Origin of the sequence: Pseudomonas sp. RU47, from assembly GCF_004011755.1 — a bacterium.
GTDB lineage: Bacteria > Pseudomonadota > Gammaproteobacteria > Pseudomonadales > Pseudomonadaceae > Aquipseudomonas.
The window spans coordinates 1,874,481-1,891,168 of sequence record NZ_CP022411.1; the positions used below are offsets into that span (position 1 = coordinate 1,874,481).

Genomic DNA, 16,688 nt, shown 5'->3' on the forward strand with positions numbered 1-16,688 from the left:
TTGGCCCGTGTCCTGCAGGTGCTGGCGCCAAAGAATCTGCCATAAAACCAGTGCATTAACGCAAACCTTTGATTTTGCTTGGACTCTGTCGCATTGTGCGCTCAGCTTCACGGGTATAAACTTCGCAAACTTTACACAGAGGCCACTAACGGTTCCTTGAGAACTGTTCAGTCAGCATGAAACCGATTCAGCTGCCCCTAGGTGTGCGTCTGCGTGACGACGCCACCTTCATCAACTACTACCCAGGCGCCAATGCCGCTGCACTCGGCTATGTCGAGCGTCTATGCGAAGCCGACGCCGGCTGGACAGAAAGCCTGATCTACCTGTGGGGCAAACACGGCGTAGGGCGTACGCATCTGTTGCAGGCGGCGTGTCTGCGATTCGAGCAGATGGGGGAACCGGCGGTGTACTTGCCGTTGGCCGAGTTGATGGACCGCGGCGTCGAAATCCTCGATAACCTCGAACAGTACGAACTGGTTTGCCTGGATGACTTGCAGGTGATTGCCGGCAAGGCTGACTGGGAAGAGGCGATGTTTCATCTGTTCAACCGTCTGCGTGACAGCGGTCGGCGCTTGCTGATTGCCGCTTCCACCTCTCCGCGTGAATTGCCGGTCAAGCTGGCTGACTTGAAATCGCGACTGACGCTGGCGCTGATTTTCCAGATGCGCCCACTCTCCGACGAAGACAAATTGCGCGCTCTGCAATTGCGCGCGTCGCGTCGCGGTCTGCACCTGACCGATGAGGTCGGGCATTTTATTTTGACGCGTGGCACCCGCAGCATGAGTGCGCTGTTTGACTTGCTTGAACAGCTCGATCAGGCCTCTTTGCAGGCTCAACGCAAGCTGACCATTCCCTTCCTGAAAGAAACGCTAGGCTGGTAACGGCGCGGCTTTCAGCGTGTTTCGGCATATTTCAGGCGCCAGAAAATCCGCTTTCCTGCGCAATGTGCAGGCCGCGTATCGGTTCAAATGGGCTTAAGCGCTTAGATGTAAACGAGAAACCGGGAAGTCACAAAAAGATCGATTGAATTTGCAAATGAGACTGATAGCGGGCATAGTCTCGGCTTCTTTACAACTATCAGCCACGGTCGTGCCCATGCTAAAGCGCTTCGCACCCCTCGTGCCTCTCGCACTCGTCACCCTGTTGTACGGTTGCGCTGCTCATTCTCCAGTCCAAGAGCAGCCTCAACAGGTTAAAAATTCTGCCACGGCTCAGTCTTCCGTTATTTACCAGGAAGAGCTGGACACCGAAAAAGAACTCAACGAATTCAATGGCAAGAAGCCTTATCAGCTTCCTGTTCTGGCCGACAGCATCCTCGAACGCGGCATGTCCCTGATCGGTACCCGTTACCGTTTCGGCGGTACCTCTGAAGCCGGTTTCGATTGCAGCGGTTTCATCGGCTACCTCTTCCGTGAAGAGGCCGGCATGAACCTGCCGCGCTCCACCCGCGAAATGATCAACGTGGATGCGCCGCTGGTCTCGCGCAGCAACCTTGAGCCGGGCGATCTGCTGTTCTTCGCCACCAACGGTCGTCGCGGTCGTGTCAGTCACGCCGGGATCTACCTCGGTGACAACCAGTTCATCCACTCCAGCAGTCGTCGCAGCGGCGGTGTTCGCATCGACAGCCTGGGTGACAGCTACTGGAGCAAGACCTTCATCGAAGCGAAACGCGCTCTGGCCAACGCTCCGACTGTAGTCACTGCTCGTAAGTAATCCCCCCGTTGTCGCTGCGTTCGCGGCGACAATCGGGCTTCCGGCAACGGAGTAGACGTATACTTTACAAGGTGAAGTTAAAGTCTTACTTGAAGTTTGCCGCGTAGCCGCTAGAATCCTGAATCTATATTGATGGCAAACCGCCTGCGTGCTCACGCAGGCGGTTTTCTTTTCTGTCCATCGGCAGAAAAAGCCGCAGCCAGATCAGGATGTTCTGCTTATGACGATGTCGGCCCGCCTCACATTGATGCTCTGCGCAGCGCTGCTCAGCGCCTGCGCCAGTCGCACGCCGCCACCTGCGCCGGTGGTTCGTGCCCCGGTCGTGTTCGGCCCCTCCCAAGCTTTTTCGCCTGCTGCTGAAGACGTGCTGTTTCGCGCGCTCGGTCTGGTCGGCACGCCTTATCGCTGGGGCGGCAACACGCCGGATTCAGGGTTTGATTGCAGCGGGCTGATCGGTTTTGTCTACCGTGATGCGGCGGGCATTTCTTTGCCACGTTCGACGCGTGAGCTGATCGTCATGCAGGCACCGAATGTCGGCAAGGAAGGCTTGCAGACCGGCGATCTGATCTTCTTCGCCACCAATGGCGGCTCGCAGGTCAGTCATGCGGGGATCTACGTCGGCGAAGGGCGCTTTGTGCATGCGCCGGCCACGGGCGGCACGGTGAAGCTGGACAGCCTGTCGAAGGCGTATTGGCAGAAGGCTTATCTGAGTGCCAAGCGGGTGTTGCAGCCGGAGCATTTGGCGCATAACCCGTAGTAAAAATCGCAGCCGTTCTAATGTGGGAGCGAGCCTGCTCGCGAAAGCGGTGTATCAGTCAACTCAATGGAGGCTGACACTATGCATTCGCGAGCAGGCTCGCTCCCACAGTTGTTTCAGGTCACATTCAACATCACTTCGTGGCTGAGACTCGCCAAACCTTATTGCCAACATCATCCGCCACCAGCAAGCCCCCCTGCTGATCGATCACCACGCCCACCGGGCGGCCCAGTGCATTCTCATCCTTGTCGAGGAACCCGGTCAGCACATCCACCGGTGTGCCACTCGGCTTGCCGCCGGTAAACGGCACGAAAATCACTTTGTAGCCACTGTGCGGTTTGCGATTCCATGAGCCGTGCTGGCCGATAAAGGCACCTTCCTTGAACTGCGCCGGCAGGTTGTTGCCCTCGGCGAACGTCAGGCCCAAAGACGCAGTGTGCGGCCCGACGGCGTAATCCGGGGCAATGGCCTTGGCCACCAGATCCGGGTTTTGCGGCGTAACGCGGACATCGACATGTTGGCCGTAGTAGCTGAACGGCCAGCCATAGAAACCACCGTCCTTCACAGAGGTGATGTAGTCCGGCACCAGATCACTGCCGATCTCGTCACGTTCATTCACTGCCGTCCACAGCGCGCCACTGGTGGGTTCCCAGGCCAGGCCATTGGGGTTGCGGATGCCCGAGGCAAAGATCCGGTGATTGCCGGTCGCCCGATCAACTTCCCAGATCGCGGCGCGACCTTCTTCCTTATCCAGACCATTTTCGCCGACGTTGCTGTTCGAGCCGACCGTGACGTACAGCTTGCTGCCGTCCTTGCTGGCGATGACGTTTTTGGTCCAGTGGTGATTCAGCGTGCCGCCAGGCAAATCGACAACCTTGATTGGCTGCGACTTGATCTCGGTCGCGCCCGGTTCGTAGTTAAAGCGCAGCAAGCGATCGGTATCGGCGACGTACAGATCGTTGCCGACCAGCGTCATACCGAAAGGTGAGTTGAGGTTTTGCAGGAACACTGTGCGCGTCTCAGCGACGCCATCGTGGTCGGCGTCACGCAGCAAGGTGATGCGGTTTGGGCTGGGCACGCCAGCGCCGGCCTTGCCCATGACCTTCTTCATGACCCAGCCGCGAATCCCGCTGCTGTCATCCGGTTTTGGCGGGGCATTGGTTTCCGCCACCAGCACATCGCCGTTGGGCAGCACATACAACCAGCGCGGATGATCGAGGCCTTCGGCGAACGCTGCCACCTGGGTGCCAGCCGCCGCTGTCGGTTTGCCGCCCTCGGGCCAGCCGATCGCCGGGGCGATGTTCACCGTCGGGATCAGGGTCTTGTTCGGTTCGGGCAGCTTCGGCGACGGGCCGGTGCCGTCGGAGACTTGCAGGCTGGAGGTCTCACCGCAGGCGGCGAGCCCTCCGGCGAAGGCGATGACAAAAACGAGCTGGGGCTTGCGCATTGCTGATCTTCCCTATGAATGCATTCCTAATCATAGAGGAGGGCGCAAGCCCGATGGTTCAACTGCTCAGCTGCGGGCTTCCTTGAACAGCACGGCGATGCCCGGGTGATAGTTGCCCGCTTCGCTGCGCAACTTGCGGTAGGCGTAAGGGAAATACCAGGCGACCGCGCAGGTGTGTTCCTTTTGCAGATCGTCGACCATGTCCTGCAGCTCTTCGGGGCTGGCGCTGTGCTGGGTTTTTTGCGGCGCGATAAACAGGCAGCCGAGCTTGAGATCGCTGGCGTAGCTGATGCGTTTGGCGTCGTTGGTGATATCGAGCAGGGCTTGGGTCAGATTCAGGTTGGTGACCTTCGGCCAGCGCTGAGTGGCCTGGATAAAGGCGCGGTCTTCGGCGCCGGCAAGAAACAGATCGGCGCGAGCGTTGCGCTCGCCTTCTTCGTTCTGCTTGCGCGTGGGAGTTTCGTTCAAGGTCACCAGCTCAGCCATCCAGGCCGCCGCCGAGAGCAGTCCGAGATTGGCTTTCTCGTCATGCCAGTAAGGGGTATCGCTGTCGCCGCGCACGGCGTTGTAACGGTCGATACAGTCAAACCAGCGTTCGAGCACCGGGCGCAGGAATTCCAGGCGCGGGTTGCTGATGATCATGCCTTGCATCGTCATCGTCCTTTATTGTTGTGGTGGGCTTTTCGGGAAAAGCATGGCTCTTTGATATCACTTGTATCAGTGTGGCACAAGATTGGCGGCAGATAATTGATTGGCGGCAGTTATTCGCCCGATGGCCGCCTCTTTAATTGACGCTCCACCCCCAACCCTCTAACCTTCGCGGCTTGTTTCAGGTGCTCTGTGACCTGCGTCGACAGAGTGAAACAGGGAAGCCGGTGAGGGTTGTCTTCAAGCGAAGAACTACCACGATCCCGGCGCTGCCCCCGCAACGGTAAATGAGTGAAAGCTGCGCCTTGAGCCACTGCCTCGAAAGAAGCGGGAAGGCGCGCAGTCAGGCCAACGCCGCTCATGAGCCCGGAGACCGGCCTGATCCATCCAGCGGCATCACGGTGGGCGATGCCAGGCTTTTTGCCGTCTATTCTTGTGCCTGCCCGCCGTTTTCCAGCCTCAACGGAGAGCTCCCCTATGACTGATTCCCCCGAGCGCGACGAACGCCATCTGGCGCGTATGCAGCGCAAAAAAGCCGTGATCGACGAACGCATCGCCAACTCGCCTGACGAGTGTGGCCTGGTGCTGGTGCTGACCGGCAACGGCAAAGGCAAAAGCAGCTCGGCGTTCGGCATGCTCGCCCGTGCCATGGGCCACGGCATGCAGTGCGGTGTGGTGCAGTTCATCAAGGGCCGCAACAGCACCGGCGAAGAGTTGTTTTTCCGCCGCTTCCCTGAGCAAGTGCGCTTTCACGTGATGGGCGAAGGCTTCACTTGGGAGACCCAGGATCGTCAGCGCGACATCGCCGCCGCCGAAGCCGCGTGGGCCGTGTCCCGCGAACTGCTGCGCGATCCGTCGATCGGTCTGGTGGTGCTCGACGAATTGAACATCGCTCTCAAGCACGGCTACCTCGATCTCGATCAGGTGCTCAGCGATCTGCAGGCGCGTCCGCCGATGCAGCACGTGATCGTCACCGGTCGCGCGGCCAAGCCGGAAATGATCGAGATGGGCGATACGGTCACCGAAATGGGCATGCTCAAACACGCCTTCCAGGCCGGCATCAAAGCGCAGAAAGGCGTCGAACTTTGAATCAACCACGTCACTGCCCGGCGGTGCTCATCGCCGCGCCGGCTTCCGGTCAGGGCAAGACCACCGTCACCGCCGCGCTCGCCCGTTTGCATCGCAATCAGGGGCGCAAAGTGCGCGTGTTCAAATGCGGCCCGGACTTCCTTGATCCGATGATTCTCGAGCGCGCCAGCGGTGCGCCGGTGTATCAATTGGACATGTGGATGGTTGGCGAGCAGGAGAGTCGTCGTCTGTTGTGGGAAGCCGCTGCCGAGGCGGATCTGATTCTGATCGAGGGCGTGATGGGCCTGTTCGATGGCACGCCGTCCAGTGCCGATCTGGCGCGGCACTTCGGTGTACCGGTGCTTGGCGTGATTGATGGGACGGCCATGGCGCAGACCTTTGGTGCGTTGGCTCTAGGTTTAGCGAAGTATCAGCCAGATCTGCCGTTTGCCGGTGTGCTCGCCAATCGCGTCGGCACCTTGCGCCATGCGCAGTTGCTCGAAGGCAGCCTCACGGAGGGGCTGCGCTGGTACGGCGCGTTGTCCCGCGAAACAGGCATCGAACTGCCGAGCCGGCATCTCGGCCTGGTGCAGGCCAGCGAACTGAATGACCTCGATGTGCGTCTCGACGCCGCTGCCGACGCTCTCGCCAGCAGCTGTGAGGTAGCCCTGCCACCGGCGGTTGAGTTCGCCGCGCCTGACATCATCGCTGTCGAGCCGCTGCTGAAGAATGTACGAATCGCCGTCGCCCGTGATGAAGCGTTTGCCTTCACCTATGGCGCGAGTCTCGATCTGTTGCGGGCGATGGGTGCTGAGTTGAGTTTCTTCTCGCCGATCCGCGACACGCAATTACCTGAAGCGGACAGCGTGTATCTGCCCGGTGGTTATCCGGAGTTGCATCACGTTGCGCTGGCGCAGAACACCGCGATGGTTGAAGCGATTCGTGCGCATCATTCAGCGGGTAAACCGTTGCTCGCTGAATGTGGCGGGATGCTGTATCTGCTCGATTCGCTGACGGACGTTGAAGGCACTCGCGCCGAATTGGTTGGGTTGCTCAAAGGCGACGCGGTGATGCAGAAGCGTCTGGCGGCACTGGCCCTGCAAGCGGTCGATCTGCCGGAAGGTTCGCTGCGTGGGCACACTTATCATCATTCCCTGACGACTACCGAACTGGCGCCGATTGCACGGGGTTTGAGCCCGAATGGTGGGCGTGGGGCCGAGGCGGTTTATCGGGAAGGGCGGATGACGGCCTCTTATGTGCACTTCTATTTCCCGTCGAATCCTGTGGCTGTCGCAGCATTGTTTGCACCGTCCCTTGAGGACGCTATCGCGAGCAGGCTCACTCCTACAGTGGGCGATGTCGTGCCTGACGAAATGCAATCCCCTGTGGGAGCGAGCCTGCTCGCGAAAGGGCCATGACCGACAACGCATTCTCCGAAGCCGAGCGCGAAGCGGTTTATCGAGCCATCGCCGAACGCCGCGACATGCGCCACTTCACTGGCGGCACGGTCGAGCCGGATCTGCTGCGCCGACTCTTGGAAGCCGCCCACCAGGCCCCAAGCGTCGGCCTGATGCAGCCCTGGCGTTTCATCCGTATCAGCGACCGAGCCCTGCGCGGGCAGATCCAGAACCTCGTGGAAGAAGAACGCGTGCGCACCGCTGAAGCCCTCGGCGAGCGCAGTGACGAGTTCATGAAGCTCAAGGTCGAGGGCATCAACGATTGCGCCGAAGTGCTGGTCGCCGCGCTGATGGATGATCGCGAAAAGCACATTTTCGGTCGTCGCACGCTGCCGGAAATGGACATGGCGTCGTTGTCTTGTGCGATCCAGAATTTGTGGCTGGCCTCGCGCGCCGAAGGCCTCGGCATGGGCTGGGTCTCATTATTCGAGCCGCAGGCGCTCGCCGATTTGCTGAAGTTGCCCGAAGGTGCCAAGCCTCTGGCCGTTTTATGTCTGGGCTCGGTCAAGGAATTCTATCCGGCGCCGATGCTGGTACTCGAAGGGTGGACGCAGGCGCGTCCGCTCAATGAGTTGCTGTACGAAAATTATTGGGGAGTGAGTCAATGAGTGTGGCGTTGTTGAGTGTCGCCGCGGTGGCGCTGGATGCGCTGCTCGGTGAACCGAAACGCTGGCATCCGCTGGTGGCGTTCGGCAATTTTGCCGGGCGCATCGAGCAACGTTTCAACGCCGGTGGTCGTGGTTGGCGCAGCCATGGCGTCACCGCGTGGGTGATCGCGGTGCTGCCGCTGACCTTGCTCGCCACGGCGTTTTCCTGGGCGCCGTACGTGGGCTGGGTCGTCGAGATTCTCGCGTTGTATTGCGCCCTCGGCATGCGCAGCCTCGGCGAGCATGTCGCGCCAGTGGCTGCTGCCTTGCGCGCGGAAGATCTTGAAGAGGCGCGCAAACGCGTCGGCTATCTGGTCAGCCGCCAGACCGATGAACTCGACAGCACCGCCGTCGCCCGCGCCGCCACCGAATCGGTGCTGGAAAACGGCAGTGACGCGGTGTTCGCCGCGCTGTTCTGGTTTGTCGTGGCGGGTGCGCCGGGCGTGGTGCTCTATCGCTTGAGCAATACGCTCGATGCGATGTGGGGTTATCGCAACGAACGCTTCGGACGTTTCGGTTGGGCGGCGGCGAAAATCGACGACGTGCTCAACTACATTCCTGCGCGTCTGGTGGCGTTGACCTACGCGCTGCTCGGCAAAACCCGACTCGCGTTGAAGTGCTGGCGTACGCAGGCGCCAAAGTGGGACAGCCCCAACGCCGGCCCGGTGATGGCGGCCGGAGCCGGAGCCTTGGGCGTGGAGTTGGGCGGCCCGGCGATCTATCACGGCGAACTGCACGAGCGGCCGCAACTCGGCGAAGGCGCTCCAGCGGATGCCGATTCCATCGACCGTGGCTGGCAATTGGTCCAGCGCGGCGTATGGTTATGGCTGCTGATTCTTTGCGTGGGGGCTGAATTCTATGCTTGAGCACGGTGGCCGGCTGCGCAAGGCGGCACTCGATTACGGCATTGCCGAGGCGGACTGGCTAGACCTGTCCAGCGGCCTCGCGCCGTGGCCGTTCCCGATCCCCGAAATCCCGCTGCGCGCCTGGGCGCGTTTGCCGGAAACCGATGATGGTCTGGAGCATGCTGCGTGCGATTACTACGGTGCCGCGCAAGTGCTGCCGGTGGCCGGTTCGCAGATGGCCATTCAGTTGCTGCCGCGCTTGCGCCGCGCCGGCAAAGTCGGCGTGTTGTCACCGTGTTATGCCGAACATGCCGAAGCCTGGCGCCGCAGCGGTTACATCGTGCGCGAAGTGCTGGAGCAGGAAGTCGAATTTTTTCTCGATAGCCTCGACGTGCTGGTGGTGGTCAACCCGAACAACCCGACCGGTCTGAGTCTGACCCCGGCACGATTGCTCGACTGGCACGCGCGGCTTGCCCGGCGTGGCGGCTGGCTGGTGGTCGATGAAGCTTTCATGGATAACACGCCGCAACTGAGCCTGGCGCCGCATGCGCATCAAGTCGGGCTGATCGTATTGCGTTCGTTCGGCAAGTTTTTCGGTCTGGCCGGGGTGCGTCTGGGCTTTGTGCTGGCCGAGCGCAAGTTGCTCAAGCTGCTCGCCGAACAGGTCGGGCCATGGGCGGTGAGTGGGCCGACGCGGGTGCTCGGGCAAGCGTGTCTGCAAGACACCGAAGGGCACACACGCCAACGGATTCGCAGTGATGAGGCCAGTGAACGGCTGGCAGCGCTGCTTGAACGCTACGGCTTCAAGCCGCAGGGTGGTTGCGCGCTGTTCCAGTGGCTGATCACCGAACACGCCGAGGTGTTGCACGCATTCATGGCCCGTCGCGGCATTCTCCTGCGCATCTTTACCCACAACAGCAGTTTGCGTTTTGGCCTGCCTGCCGACGCGGCTGAAGAGGCGCGTCTCGAACAGGCTTTAATCGCTTTCGCCAAGGACCACGCATGACCACCCTGATGGTGCAGGGCACCACTTCCGACGCCGGTAAAAGCACACTGGTGACGGCGCTGTGCCGCTGGGCGACGCGCCAGGGCGTGGCGGTCGTACCGTTCAAACCGCAGAACATGGCGCTCAACAGCGCGGTGACCGCTGATGGTGGTGAGATCGGCCGCGCGCAAGCGGTGCAGGCGCAAGCGGCGTTTCTTGAACCGCACACCGACATGAACCCGGTGCTGCTCAAGCCGAACAGCGACACCGGCGCGCAAGTGATCATCCATGGTCGCGCCGTGACTTCGATGAATGCCGTGGCGTATCACGACTACAAAGCCATCGCGATGAAAGCGGTGCTTGCGTCCCACGAGCGGCTCAGCGCTGCGTATCCGCTGGTGATGGTCGAAGGCGCGGGTTCGCCGGCGGAGATCAATCTGCGTGCCGGCGACATCGCCAACATGGGGTTTGCCGAAGCGGTGGATTGCCCGGTGCTGCTGATCGCGGACATCAATCGCGGCGGGGTTTTCGCCCATCTGGTCGGCACCCTGGAGTTGCTCTCGCCAAGCGAACAGGCGCGGGTCAAAGGTTTCATCATCAATCGCTTCCGTGGCGACATCGCCTTGCTGCAACCGGGCCTTGACTGGCTGGAACAGCGTACCGGCAAACCGGTGGTGGGCGTATTGCCCTACGTGATGGATCTGCATCTGGAAGCCGAGGACGGCATCGATCAGCGCCAGACCGACAAGGCTGAGCAGGTGTTGAAAGTGGTGGTGCCGGTGCTGCCGCGCATCAGCAACCACACCGATTTCGATCCGCTGCGCCTGCATCCGCAAGTTGATCTGCAATTCGTCGGCCCGGGGCAGGCGATTTCGGCGGCTGACCTGATCATTCTGCCGGGCTCGAAAAGTGTGCGCAGCGATCTGGCCTATCTGCGCGCCAATGGCTGGGATACGGCGATCTCTCGGCACTTGCGTTACGGCGGCAAAGTGCTGGGGATCTGCGGCGGTCTGCAGATGCTCGGTGAGCAGGTGCATGACCCGCTCGGCCTCGAAGGCGCGCCGGGCACGAGTGCCGGTTTGGGCTTGCTGGCGTTCGAAACCACACTTGAAGCCGAGAAGCAGTTGCGCAATGTGCGTGGACGGCTGGCGCTGGAAGATGCCGACGTCAGCGGTTATGAAATTCATGCCGGCGTGACCAGCGGACCGGCGTTGGAAAACGCTGCGGTGCATCTGGATGATGGCCGTTGCGACGGTGCACAGAGTGTTGATGAGCAGGTATTCGGCACCTATCTGCATGGCCTGTTCGAATCGCCGGCGGCGAGTGCGGCGTTGCTGCGCTGGGCCGGGTTGAGCGATGTGCAGGCGGTGGATTACCACGGCTTGCGCGAACGCGATATCGAACGGCTGGCGGATCTGGTGGAGAAGTATCTGGATACGGATCTATTGCGTCGACTCTGTGGGATTTGAGTTGCCTGGGCTGGCCTCTTCGCGAGCAGGCTCGCTCCCACAGTGAATGCGGTTAGCCATACATTTTGAGTACAACTCATAACCCTGTGGGAGCGAGCCTGCTCGCGAAAGCGGCGGCTGCCTCACTTGAATTTTCCTGGATGAACCCATGCTCCAACTGATCCTCGGCGGCGCCCGCTCCGGCAAAAGTCGCTTGGCGGAAAAACTCGCCAGCGATAGCGGCCTGGCTGTGACCTACATCGCCACCAGCCAACCGCTGGACGGTGAAATGAGCGCCCGCGTCGCCCACCACCGCGCGCGCCGTCCCGCCGAATGGGCGCTCATCGAAGAGCCGCTGGAGCTGGCCCGCGTCCTGCGTGAATCCGCCAGCGCCGAGCGTTGCTTGCTGGTCGATTGCCTGACCCTGTGGCTGACCAATCTGCTGATGCTCGATGACGCCGAACGCCTCGCCGCCGAGCGCGAGGCCTTGCTCGAATGCCTGGCGTCTTTGCCGGGTGAAATCATTTTTGTCAGCAACGAGACCGGAATGGGTGTTGTACCGCTGGGCGAATTGACTCGCCGCTACGTCGATGAAGCCGGTTGGCTGCATCAAGCTCTGGCCGAGCGCTGTCAGCGTGTTGTCCTGACCGTTGCCGGCCTGCCCCTGACTCTGAAAGGACCTGCGTTATGACTCAAACCTGGTGGCTGAACCCGTGCAAACCGGTCGATCTCTACGTCGTTGAGCAAGCGACGGCGCGACAGCAGCAATTGACCAAACCGGCCGGTTCCCTCGGTCGACTGGAATCGGTCGCGGTGCAACTGGCCGGCCTGCAAGGCCAGGTCAAACCGACGCTCTCGCAAGTGTGGATCGCGATTTTTGCCGGTGATCACGGCGTGGTCGCTGAAGGTGTTTCGGCGTTCCCGCAGGAAGTCACCGGGCAGATGCTGCTCAACTTTGTCAGCGGCGGTGCGGCGATCAGTGTGTTGGCGCGGCAGCTTGGCGCGCAGCTGGAAGTGGTCGATCTGGGCACGGTGAATCCCGCGCTGAACCTGCCGGGTGTGCGTCATTTGAACATTGGCGCGGGTACGGCGAACTTCGCTCAGGGTGCGGCAATGACTCAGGCTCAGGGCGAACTCGCCTTGCAGGCCGGTCGCGACAGTCTGTTGCGGGCGAAAGCGGCGGGCGCGCAGTTGTTCATCGGCGGCGAAATGGGTATTGGCAACACCACCGCGGCGAGTGCCTTGGCTTGTGCCTTGCTCGATTGCCCGGTGGCGCATCTGACCGGCCCCGGCACCGGGCTGAATGCCGAAGGTGTCAGCCATAAAGCACAAGTGATCGAGCGTGCGTTGGCATTGCACGCGGCACAGCGTGGCGATGCGTTGCAGACCCTGTGCAATCTCGGCGGTTTTGAAATCGCCGCGCTGGTCGGTGCGTATCTGGCAGCGGCTCAAGAAGGCGTGGCGGTGCTGGTCGACGGTTTTATCTGCACGGTCGCGGCGCTGGTCGCGGTGCGTTTGAATCCGGCCTGTCGCGAGTGGCTGTTGTTCGGCCATCGCGGTGCCGAGCCGGGCCATCGTCATGTTCTGGAAACCCTGCAGGCCGAGCCGTTGCTGGAACTCGGTTTGCGTCTGGGCGAGGGCAGTGGCGCTGCCCTGGCGGTGCCTCTGTTGCGCTTGGCTTGTGATCTGCACGGGCAGATGGCGACATTCGCCGAAGCAGCGGTAGCGGATCGTCCGGCATGACCCTGCAACTGGATCTGCTGCGCCATGGTGAAACTGAGCTCGGCGGTGGTTTGCGCGGCAGCCTCGACGATGCGCTGACCGAAAAGGGCTGGACGCAAATGCGCGCGGCCGTGGTCGAGGGCGGGCCGTGGGATCGGATCGTCAGTTCGCCGTTGCAACGTTGCGCGCGGTTTGCCGCAGAGCTGGGTGAGCAACTGAACCTGTCAGTGCATCTGGACAAGGATCTGCAGGAACTGCATTTCGGTGCGTGGGAAGGGCAGAGCACGGCAGCGTTGATGAAGACCGATGCTGAAGCGCTGGGGTTGTTCTGGGCCGATCCGTATTCGTTTACGCCGCCGCAGGGTGAACCGCTCAGCGAGTTTTCTTTTCGAGTGCTGGCGGCCGTTGCGCGCCTGCACAGTGCTTACGCCGGTGAGCGGGTGTTGCTGATCAGTCATGGCGGCGTGATGCGTTTGTTGCTGGCGCAAGCGCGAGGGTTGCCGCGCGAACAACTGCTCAATGTCGATGTCGCTCACGGCGCGTTGTTTGCGCTGACGATCGAAACTGATGGTTCGCTCAAGGAAGGTCACTGACATGTTGCCGCTGTGGATCGCCCTGCAATTTCTCAGCAGCCTGCCGATTCGTTTGCCGGGGATGCCCGAACCGGAACAGCTTGGGCGGTCGCTGCTGTTTTATCCGCTGGTTGGGCTGCTGTTTGGCGTGATCCTGTGGGCGTTGAATCTGGCGTTGGCGGGCGCGCCGTTGTTGTTGCATGCGGCGCTGTTGCTGACGGTGTGGGTGTTGCTCAGTGGCGCGTTGCATCTCGATGGCCTGGCCGACAGCGCCGACGCCTGGCTCGGCGGTTTTGGTGATCGCGAGCGCACGCTGACGATCATGAAAGATCCGCGCAGCGGGCCGATTGCGGTGGTGACGCTGGTGTTGGTGTTGCTGCTCAAGTTCGCGGCGCTATTGGCGCTGATCGAGCAACAGCAAGGCCTTGCGTTGATCATCGTGCCGTTGCTCGGGCGGGCGGCATTGCTGGGGTTGTTTCTGACCACACCGTATGTGCGCGCGGGCGGGTTGGGGCAGGCGTTGGCGGATCATTTGCCGCGCAGGGCTGGTTGGTGGGTGTTGGGCTTCAGTGCGTTGGCCTGTGTGTTGATTGCCGGGTTCAGTGCCGTCGTTGCGCTGGTGATTGCTGTCGGTGTGTTTGTCTGGCTGCGGCAGGTGATGATGCGGCGGTTGGGCGGGACGACCGGTGATACGGCGGGGGCGTTGCTGGAATTGCTGGAGATGGTGGTGCTGGCTGGATTGGTTTTGGTCTGACAGTTTTGGATTGTCTGTGCTGGCCTCTTCGCGAGCAGGCTCGCTCCCACAGGGGATCGCATTGCAAATGGGGGAGCGAGCTTGCTCGCGAAGGCGGCCTCACCGGCAGCACAATGTTATGGGTAAACTCATCTGTAACTTGATTTAACACAGTCGCGGGTATATACACGCATCATGCTTCCATCTCAGTGTTTGTGCACCAACCTGCGTCGCGCCGCTCGTGGCGTCAGCAGGCATTACGACGGCGCTCTCGACGGCTTCGGGATCAACGTTGCCCAGTATTCTTTGCTGTGCAATCTGCAGCGTCTGGATCAACCGAGCATCTCGGAACTCGCCGAAGCCATGGGTCTTGATCGCAGCACTCTCGGGCGCAATCTGCGGGTGCTGGAAGGCGAGGGGCTGGTGGCGCTGGCCGAGGGTGAGGACATGCGTAACCGCATCGTCAAACTCACCGAAACCGGCGTGCAACGTCTGGCAGCAGCACTGCCGGCCTGGGAGGCAGCGCAGCAGCGGTTGATCGATCGACTGGGCGCCGAGAAGCGTGAAACCTTGCTCAGATTGCTGGATGAACTGGCCTGAGGCCGGTTTTTTCCAAACTCAAGCGGGTATATACCCGCAAGCGGAGAACAACAATGACATCGATGTGGCGTACGTGCGGTTGGGTGTTGGTGGGGAGTGCGCTGATCCTGGCGTTGTCATTGGGCGTGCGACACGGTTTTGGCTTGTTTCTGTCACCGATGAGCGCGCAGTTCGGCTGGGGGCGCGAGGTGTTTGCCTTCGCTATCGCTTTGCAGAATTTGATCTGGGGCCTGGCGCAGCCGTTCACCGGGGCACTCGCTGACCGCTTCGGTGCGGCGAAAGTGGTGCTGATCGGTGGTGTGCTCTATGCCTTGGGCCTGGTGTGCATGGGCCTGTCGGATTCGGCGATGACGCTGTCGCTGAGCGCTGGTCTGCTGATTGGTATCGGCCTGTCCGGCACGTCGTTCTCGGTGATTCTCGGTGTGGTCGGCCGTGCCGTGCCGCCGGAGAAACGCAGCATGGGCATGGGCATTGCCAGCGCCGCCGGTTCGTTCGGCCAGTTCGCCATGTTGCCGGGCACCCTCGGATTGATCGGCTGGCTCGGTTGGTCGGCAGCGCTGTTGGTGCTGGGCCTGTTGGTGGCGTTGATCGTGCCGCTGGTGAGCATGCTCAAGGACAAGCCGCTGCCGGTACTCGGCCATGAACAAACGCTGTCCGAGGCCCTGCGCGAAGCCTGTTCGCATTCGGGTTTCTGGTTGTTGGCATTCGGCTTTTTCGTCTGCGGTTTTCAGGTGGTGTTCATCGGCGTGCACCTGCCGGCCTACCTGGTCGATCAGCATCTGCCCGCCAGCGTTGGCACCACGGTGCTGGCGTTGATCGGATTGTTCAATATCTTCGGCACCTACACCGCTGGCTGGCTCGGCGGACGCATGTCCAAGCCACGCTTGCTGACCGCGTTGTATCTGTTGCGCGCGGTGGTGATCGTGCTGTTCCTGTGGCTGCCGGTGACGACCACGTCGGCCTACCTGTTTGGCATGGCGATGGGTTTCCTGTGGCTGTCGACGGTGCCGTTGACCAACGGTACGGTGGCGACCTTGTTTGGTGTGCGAAACCTGTCCATGCTCGGTGGCATCGTGTTCCTGTTCCATCAGCTCGGCTCGTTTCTGGGCGGCTGGCTGGGCGGGGTGGTGTATGACCGAACCGGGAGTTATGACTTGATCTGGCAAGTGGCGATTCTCTTGAGTCTGCTGGCGGCCGCGCTGAACTGGCCGGTGCGTGAGCGGCCGGTCGCACGTCTGCAAGCCGCTGCGAGCGCCGTATGAGTCAACTCTGTTCGCGAATCGTCATCAGCGCACTCGGCGCCGCATTGCTGGCGCTGGTGTGGTGGGGCTGGCAGCAGGGTGGTCTGGCCCTGATGCAGTTGGGCATGAGCATTTGCTAGAAACAGGCATGGCGAGTAACGTCAAACTCTGACGACTGCTCAAGGATGTTCGACATGCTGATGCGCTGGTGTGCTGTTCCCGCGTTGTTGATGGCGTTGACTGGTTTGGCCAAGGCCGCTGACTGTCCCGAATTGCTGCAAGGCTCGCTGCCCAAGCTGCGAGCCAAGGAATCCATCGATTTGTGCAAGCAGTACGCCGACAAGCCGTTGGTGGTGGTCAATACCGCGAGCTTCTGCGGTTTCGCGCCGCAGTTCGAAGGCCTGGAGGCGCTGCATAAGCGCTACGAAGGTCAAGGGCTGGAAATGCTCGGTGTGCCTTCCAATGACTTCAAGCAGGAGTCCAAGGACAGCGCCGAGACCGCCAAGGTCTGTTACGCCAATTACGGCGTGACGTTCACCATGACCGAGCCGCAGAAGGTTCGTGGTGATGACGCGACGCATCTGTTTCAAGTGTTGGCGGCACAGAGCAGCGCACCGAAGTGGAATTTCTACAAATACGTAGTCGATCGCCAGGGCAAGGTCATCGCCAATTTTTCCAGCCTGACCAAGCCTGATGATCCGGAATTTATCGCCGCGATCGAGAAGGCCATCGCCTCGAAACCGCTGAAGCCTTGAATCCGAAGGCCGGCGATGATTTTGTAGGAGCTGCGGCACGCTGCGATCTT

Annotated in this window: 19 protein-coding genes and 1 riboswitch; of the genes, 17 read left to right on the forward strand and 2 right to left on the reverse strand. The window is 61.2% G+C overall.

What is annotated here, in order from left to right; genetic code table 11:
- The first annotated feature begins 176 nt into the window (after nucleotides 1-176).
- The 3 genes from hda (at nucleotide 177) to CCX46_RS08570 (ending at nucleotide 2,470) form a co-directional block, all read left to right on the forward strand.
- Nucleotides 177-881, forward strand: coding sequence for a DnaA regulatory inactivator Hda (hda, locus tag CCX46_RS08560; RefSeq protein ID WP_007919828.1), 705 nt, complete (start codon nucleotides 177-179; stop codon nucleotides 879-881).
- A 214-nt stretch (nucleotides 882-1,095) separates the two neighbouring features.
- The gene (locus CCX46_RS08565) at nucleotides 1,096-1,713 is read left to right on the forward strand and encodes a C40 family peptidase (RefSeq protein ID WP_007919826.1); all 618 of its coding nucleotides are present in this window, start codon (nucleotides 1,096-1,098) and stop codon (nucleotides 1,711-1,713) included.
- Nucleotides 1,714-1,933: 220 nt separating this feature from the next.
- Complete coding sequence (locus tag CCX46_RS08570) at nucleotides 1,934-2,470, forward strand: C40 family peptidase (RefSeq protein ID WP_122608421.1); 537 nt, start codon at nucleotides 1,934-1,936, stop codon at nucleotides 2,468-2,470.
- 133 nt (nucleotides 2,471-2,603) lie between these two features.
- Here the strand turns inward: CCX46_RS08570 and CCX46_RS08575 are convergent, their stop codons facing one another.
- The gene (locus tag CCX46_RS08575; RefSeq protein ID WP_127926359.1) at nucleotides 2,604-3,917 is read right to left on the reverse strand and encodes a PQQ-dependent sugar dehydrogenase; all 1,314 of its coding nucleotides are present in this window, start codon (nucleotides 3,915-3,917) and stop codon (nucleotides 2,604-2,606) included.
- A 66-nt stretch (nucleotides 3,918-3,983) separates the two neighbouring features.
- On the reverse strand, nucleotides 3,984-4,568 hold the full coding sequence (locus CCX46_RS08580; protein WP_127926360.1) for a hypothetical protein: 585 nt from the start codon (nucleotides 4,566-4,568) through the stop codon (nucleotides 3,984-3,986).
- A gap of 163 nt (nucleotides 4,569-4,731) precedes the next feature.
- Nucleotides 4,732-4,961: riboswitch (cobalamin riboswitch) on the forward strand.
- Between the two features lie 81 nt (nucleotides 4,962-5,042).
- Between CCX46_RS08580 and cobO the strand changes: the two genes are divergently transcribed.
- The 14 genes from cobO (at nucleotide 5,043) to CCX46_RS08645 (ending at nucleotide 16,638) form a co-directional block, all read left to right on the forward strand.
- Nucleotides 5,043-5,654 (forward strand): cob(I)yrinic acid a,c-diamide adenosyltransferase, encoded by a 612-nt coding sequence (gene cobO, locus CCX46_RS08585; RefSeq protein WP_003223053.1) that lies wholly within the window; start codon nucleotides 5,043-5,045, stop codon nucleotides 5,652-5,654.
- Complete coding sequence (locus CCX46_RS08590; RefSeq protein WP_127926361.1) at nucleotides 5,651-7,051, forward strand: cobyrinate a,c-diamide synthase; 1,401 nt, start codon at nucleotides 5,651-5,653, stop codon at nucleotides 7,049-7,051. Before cobO ends, CCX46_RS08590 begins: the two co-directional genes overlap by 4 nt.
- On the forward strand, nucleotides 7,048-7,698 hold the full coding sequence (gene bluB / locus CCX46_RS08595; protein ID WP_127926362.1) for a 5,6-dimethylbenzimidazole synthase: 651 nt from the start codon (nucleotides 7,048-7,050) through the stop codon (nucleotides 7,696-7,698). Before CCX46_RS08590 ends, bluB begins: the two co-directional genes overlap by 4 nt.
- Entirely contained in the window at nucleotides 7,695-8,603 is a 909-nt protein-coding gene (cbiB, locus tag CCX46_RS08600) for an adenosylcobinamide-phosphate synthase CbiB (RefSeq protein ID WP_127926363.1), read from the forward strand. Before bluB ends, cbiB begins: the two co-directional genes overlap by 4 nt.
- Nucleotides 8,596-9,588: a threonine-phosphate decarboxylase CobD gene (gene cobD, locus CCX46_RS08605; protein WP_127926364.1), complete on the forward strand. Its 993-nt coding sequence runs from the start codon at nucleotides 8,596-8,598 to the stop codon at nucleotides 9,586-9,588. Before cbiB ends, cobD begins: the two co-directional genes overlap by 8 nt.
- Nucleotides 9,585-11,036, forward strand: coding sequence for a cobyric acid synthase (locus tag CCX46_RS08610; RefSeq protein ID WP_127926365.1), 1,452 nt, complete (start codon nucleotides 9,585-9,587; stop codon nucleotides 11,034-11,036). Before cobD ends, CCX46_RS08610 begins: the two co-directional genes overlap by 4 nt.
- A gap of 148 nt (nucleotides 11,037-11,184) precedes the next feature.
- Nucleotides 11,185-11,706, forward strand: a complete 522-nt coding sequence (gene cobU / locus CCX46_RS08615) for a bifunctional adenosylcobinamide kinase/adenosylcobinamide-phosphate guanylyltransferase (protein ID WP_127926366.1) — start codon at nucleotides 11,185-11,187, stop codon at nucleotides 11,704-11,706.
- The gene (gene cobT / locus CCX46_RS08620) at nucleotides 11,703-12,758 is read left to right on the forward strand and encodes a nicotinate-nucleotide--dimethylbenzimidazole phosphoribosyltransferase (protein WP_127926367.1); all 1,056 of its coding nucleotides are present in this window, start codon (nucleotides 11,703-11,705) and stop codon (nucleotides 12,756-12,758) included. The genes cobU and cobT overlap by 4 nt, the downstream gene beginning before the upstream one ends.
- Nucleotides 12,755-13,330, forward strand: coding sequence for an alpha-ribazole phosphatase family protein (cobC, locus tag CCX46_RS08625; protein ID WP_127926368.1), 576 nt, complete (start codon nucleotides 12,755-12,757; stop codon nucleotides 13,328-13,330). Before cobT ends, cobC begins: the two co-directional genes overlap by 4 nt.
- 1 nt (nucleotide 13,331) lies before the next feature.
- Nucleotides 13,332-14,063, forward strand: a complete 732-nt coding sequence (locus tag CCX46_RS08630; protein ID WP_127926369.1) for an adenosylcobinamide-GDP ribazoletransferase — start codon at nucleotides 13,332-13,334, stop codon at nucleotides 14,061-14,063.
- Nucleotides 14,064-14,237: 174 nt separating this feature from the next.
- Nucleotides 14,238-14,642, forward strand: a complete 405-nt coding sequence (locus tag CCX46_RS08635; RefSeq protein WP_007919794.1) for a MarR family winged helix-turn-helix transcriptional regulator — start codon at nucleotides 14,238-14,240, stop codon at nucleotides 14,640-14,642.
- Nucleotides 14,643-14,695: 53 nt separating this feature from the next.
- Complete coding sequence (locus CCX46_RS08640; RefSeq protein WP_127926370.1) at nucleotides 14,696-15,904, forward strand: MFS transporter; 1,209 nt, start codon at nucleotides 14,696-14,698, stop codon at nucleotides 15,902-15,904.
- Complete coding sequence (locus CCX46_RS31005; protein WP_274594975.1) at nucleotides 15,901-16,023, forward strand: hypothetical protein; 123 nt, start codon at nucleotides 15,901-15,903, stop codon at nucleotides 16,021-16,023. Before CCX46_RS08640 ends, CCX46_RS31005 begins: the two co-directional genes overlap by 4 nt.
- A gap of 54 nt (nucleotides 16,024-16,077) precedes the next feature.
- Nucleotides 16,078-16,638, forward strand: coding sequence for a glutathione peroxidase (locus CCX46_RS08645; RefSeq protein ID WP_127926371.1), 561 nt, complete (start codon nucleotides 16,078-16,080; stop codon nucleotides 16,636-16,638).
- The last annotated feature ends 50 nt before the right edge of the window (nucleotides 16,639-16,688 follow it).

Bases quoted from the DNA above. Each gene is read 5' to 3' on its own strand.
- hda (WP_007919828.1), top strand. From the start codon at position 177: ATGAAACCGATTCAGCTGCCCCTAGGTGTGCGTCTGCGTGACGACGCC.
- CCX46_RS08565 (WP_007919826.1), top strand. From the start codon at position 1,096: ATGCTAAAGCGCTTCGCACCCCTCGTGCCTCTCGCACTCGTCACCCTG.
- CCX46_RS08570 (WP_122608421.1), top strand. From the start codon at position 1,934: ATGACGATGTCGGCCCGCCTCACATTGATGCTCTGCGCAGCGCTGCTC.
- CCX46_RS08575 (WP_127926359.1), bottom strand. From the start codon at position 3,917: ATGCGCAAGCCCCAGCTCGTTTTTGTCATCGCCTTCGCCGGAGGGCTC.
- CCX46_RS08580 (WP_127926360.1), bottom strand. From the start codon at position 4,568: ATGCAAGGCATGATCATCAGCAACCCGCGCCTGGAATTCCTGCGCCCG.
- cobO (WP_003223053.1), top strand. From the start codon at position 5,043: ATGACTGATTCCCCCGAGCGCGACGAACGCCATCTGGCGCGTATGCAG.
- bluB (WP_127926362.1), top strand. From the start codon at position 7,048: ATGACCGACAACGCATTCTCCGAAGCCGAGCGCGAAGCGGTTTATCGA.
- cbiB (WP_127926363.1), top strand. From the start codon at position 7,695: ATGAGTGTGGCGTTGTTGAGTGTCGCCGCGGTGGCGCTGGATGCGCTG.
- cobD (WP_127926364.1), top strand. From the start codon at position 8,596: ATGCTTGAGCACGGTGGCCGGCTGCGCAAGGCGGCACTCGATTACGGC.
- CCX46_RS08610 (WP_127926365.1), top strand. From the start codon at position 9,585: ATGACCACCCTGATGGTGCAGGGCACCACTTCCGACGCCGGTAAAAGC.
- cobU (WP_127926366.1), top strand. From the start codon at position 11,185: ATGCTCCAACTGATCCTCGGCGGCGCCCGCTCCGGCAAAAGTCGCTTG.
- cobT (WP_127926367.1), top strand. From the start codon at position 11,703: ATGACTCAAACCTGGTGGCTGAACCCGTGCAAACCGGTCGATCTCTAC.
- cobC (WP_127926368.1), top strand. From the start codon at position 12,755: ATGACCCTGCAACTGGATCTGCTGCGCCATGGTGAAACTGAGCTCGGC.
- CCX46_RS08630 (WP_127926369.1), top strand. From the start codon at position 13,332: ATGTTGCCGCTGTGGATCGCCCTGCAATTTCTCAGCAGCCTGCCGATT.
- CCX46_RS08635 (WP_007919794.1), top strand. From the start codon at position 14,238: ATGCTTCCATCTCAGTGTTTGTGCACCAACCTGCGTCGCGCCGCTCGT.
- CCX46_RS08640 (WP_127926370.1), top strand. From the start codon at position 14,696: ATGACATCGATGTGGCGTACGTGCGGTTGGGTGTTGGTGGGGAGTGCG.
- CCX46_RS31005 (WP_274594975.1), top strand. From the start codon at position 15,901: ATGAGTCAACTCTGTTCGCGAATCGTCATCAGCGCACTCGGCGCCGCA.
- CCX46_RS08645 (WP_127926371.1), top strand. From the start codon at position 16,078: ATGCTGATGCGCTGGTGTGCTGTTCCCGCGTTGTTGATGGCGTTGACT.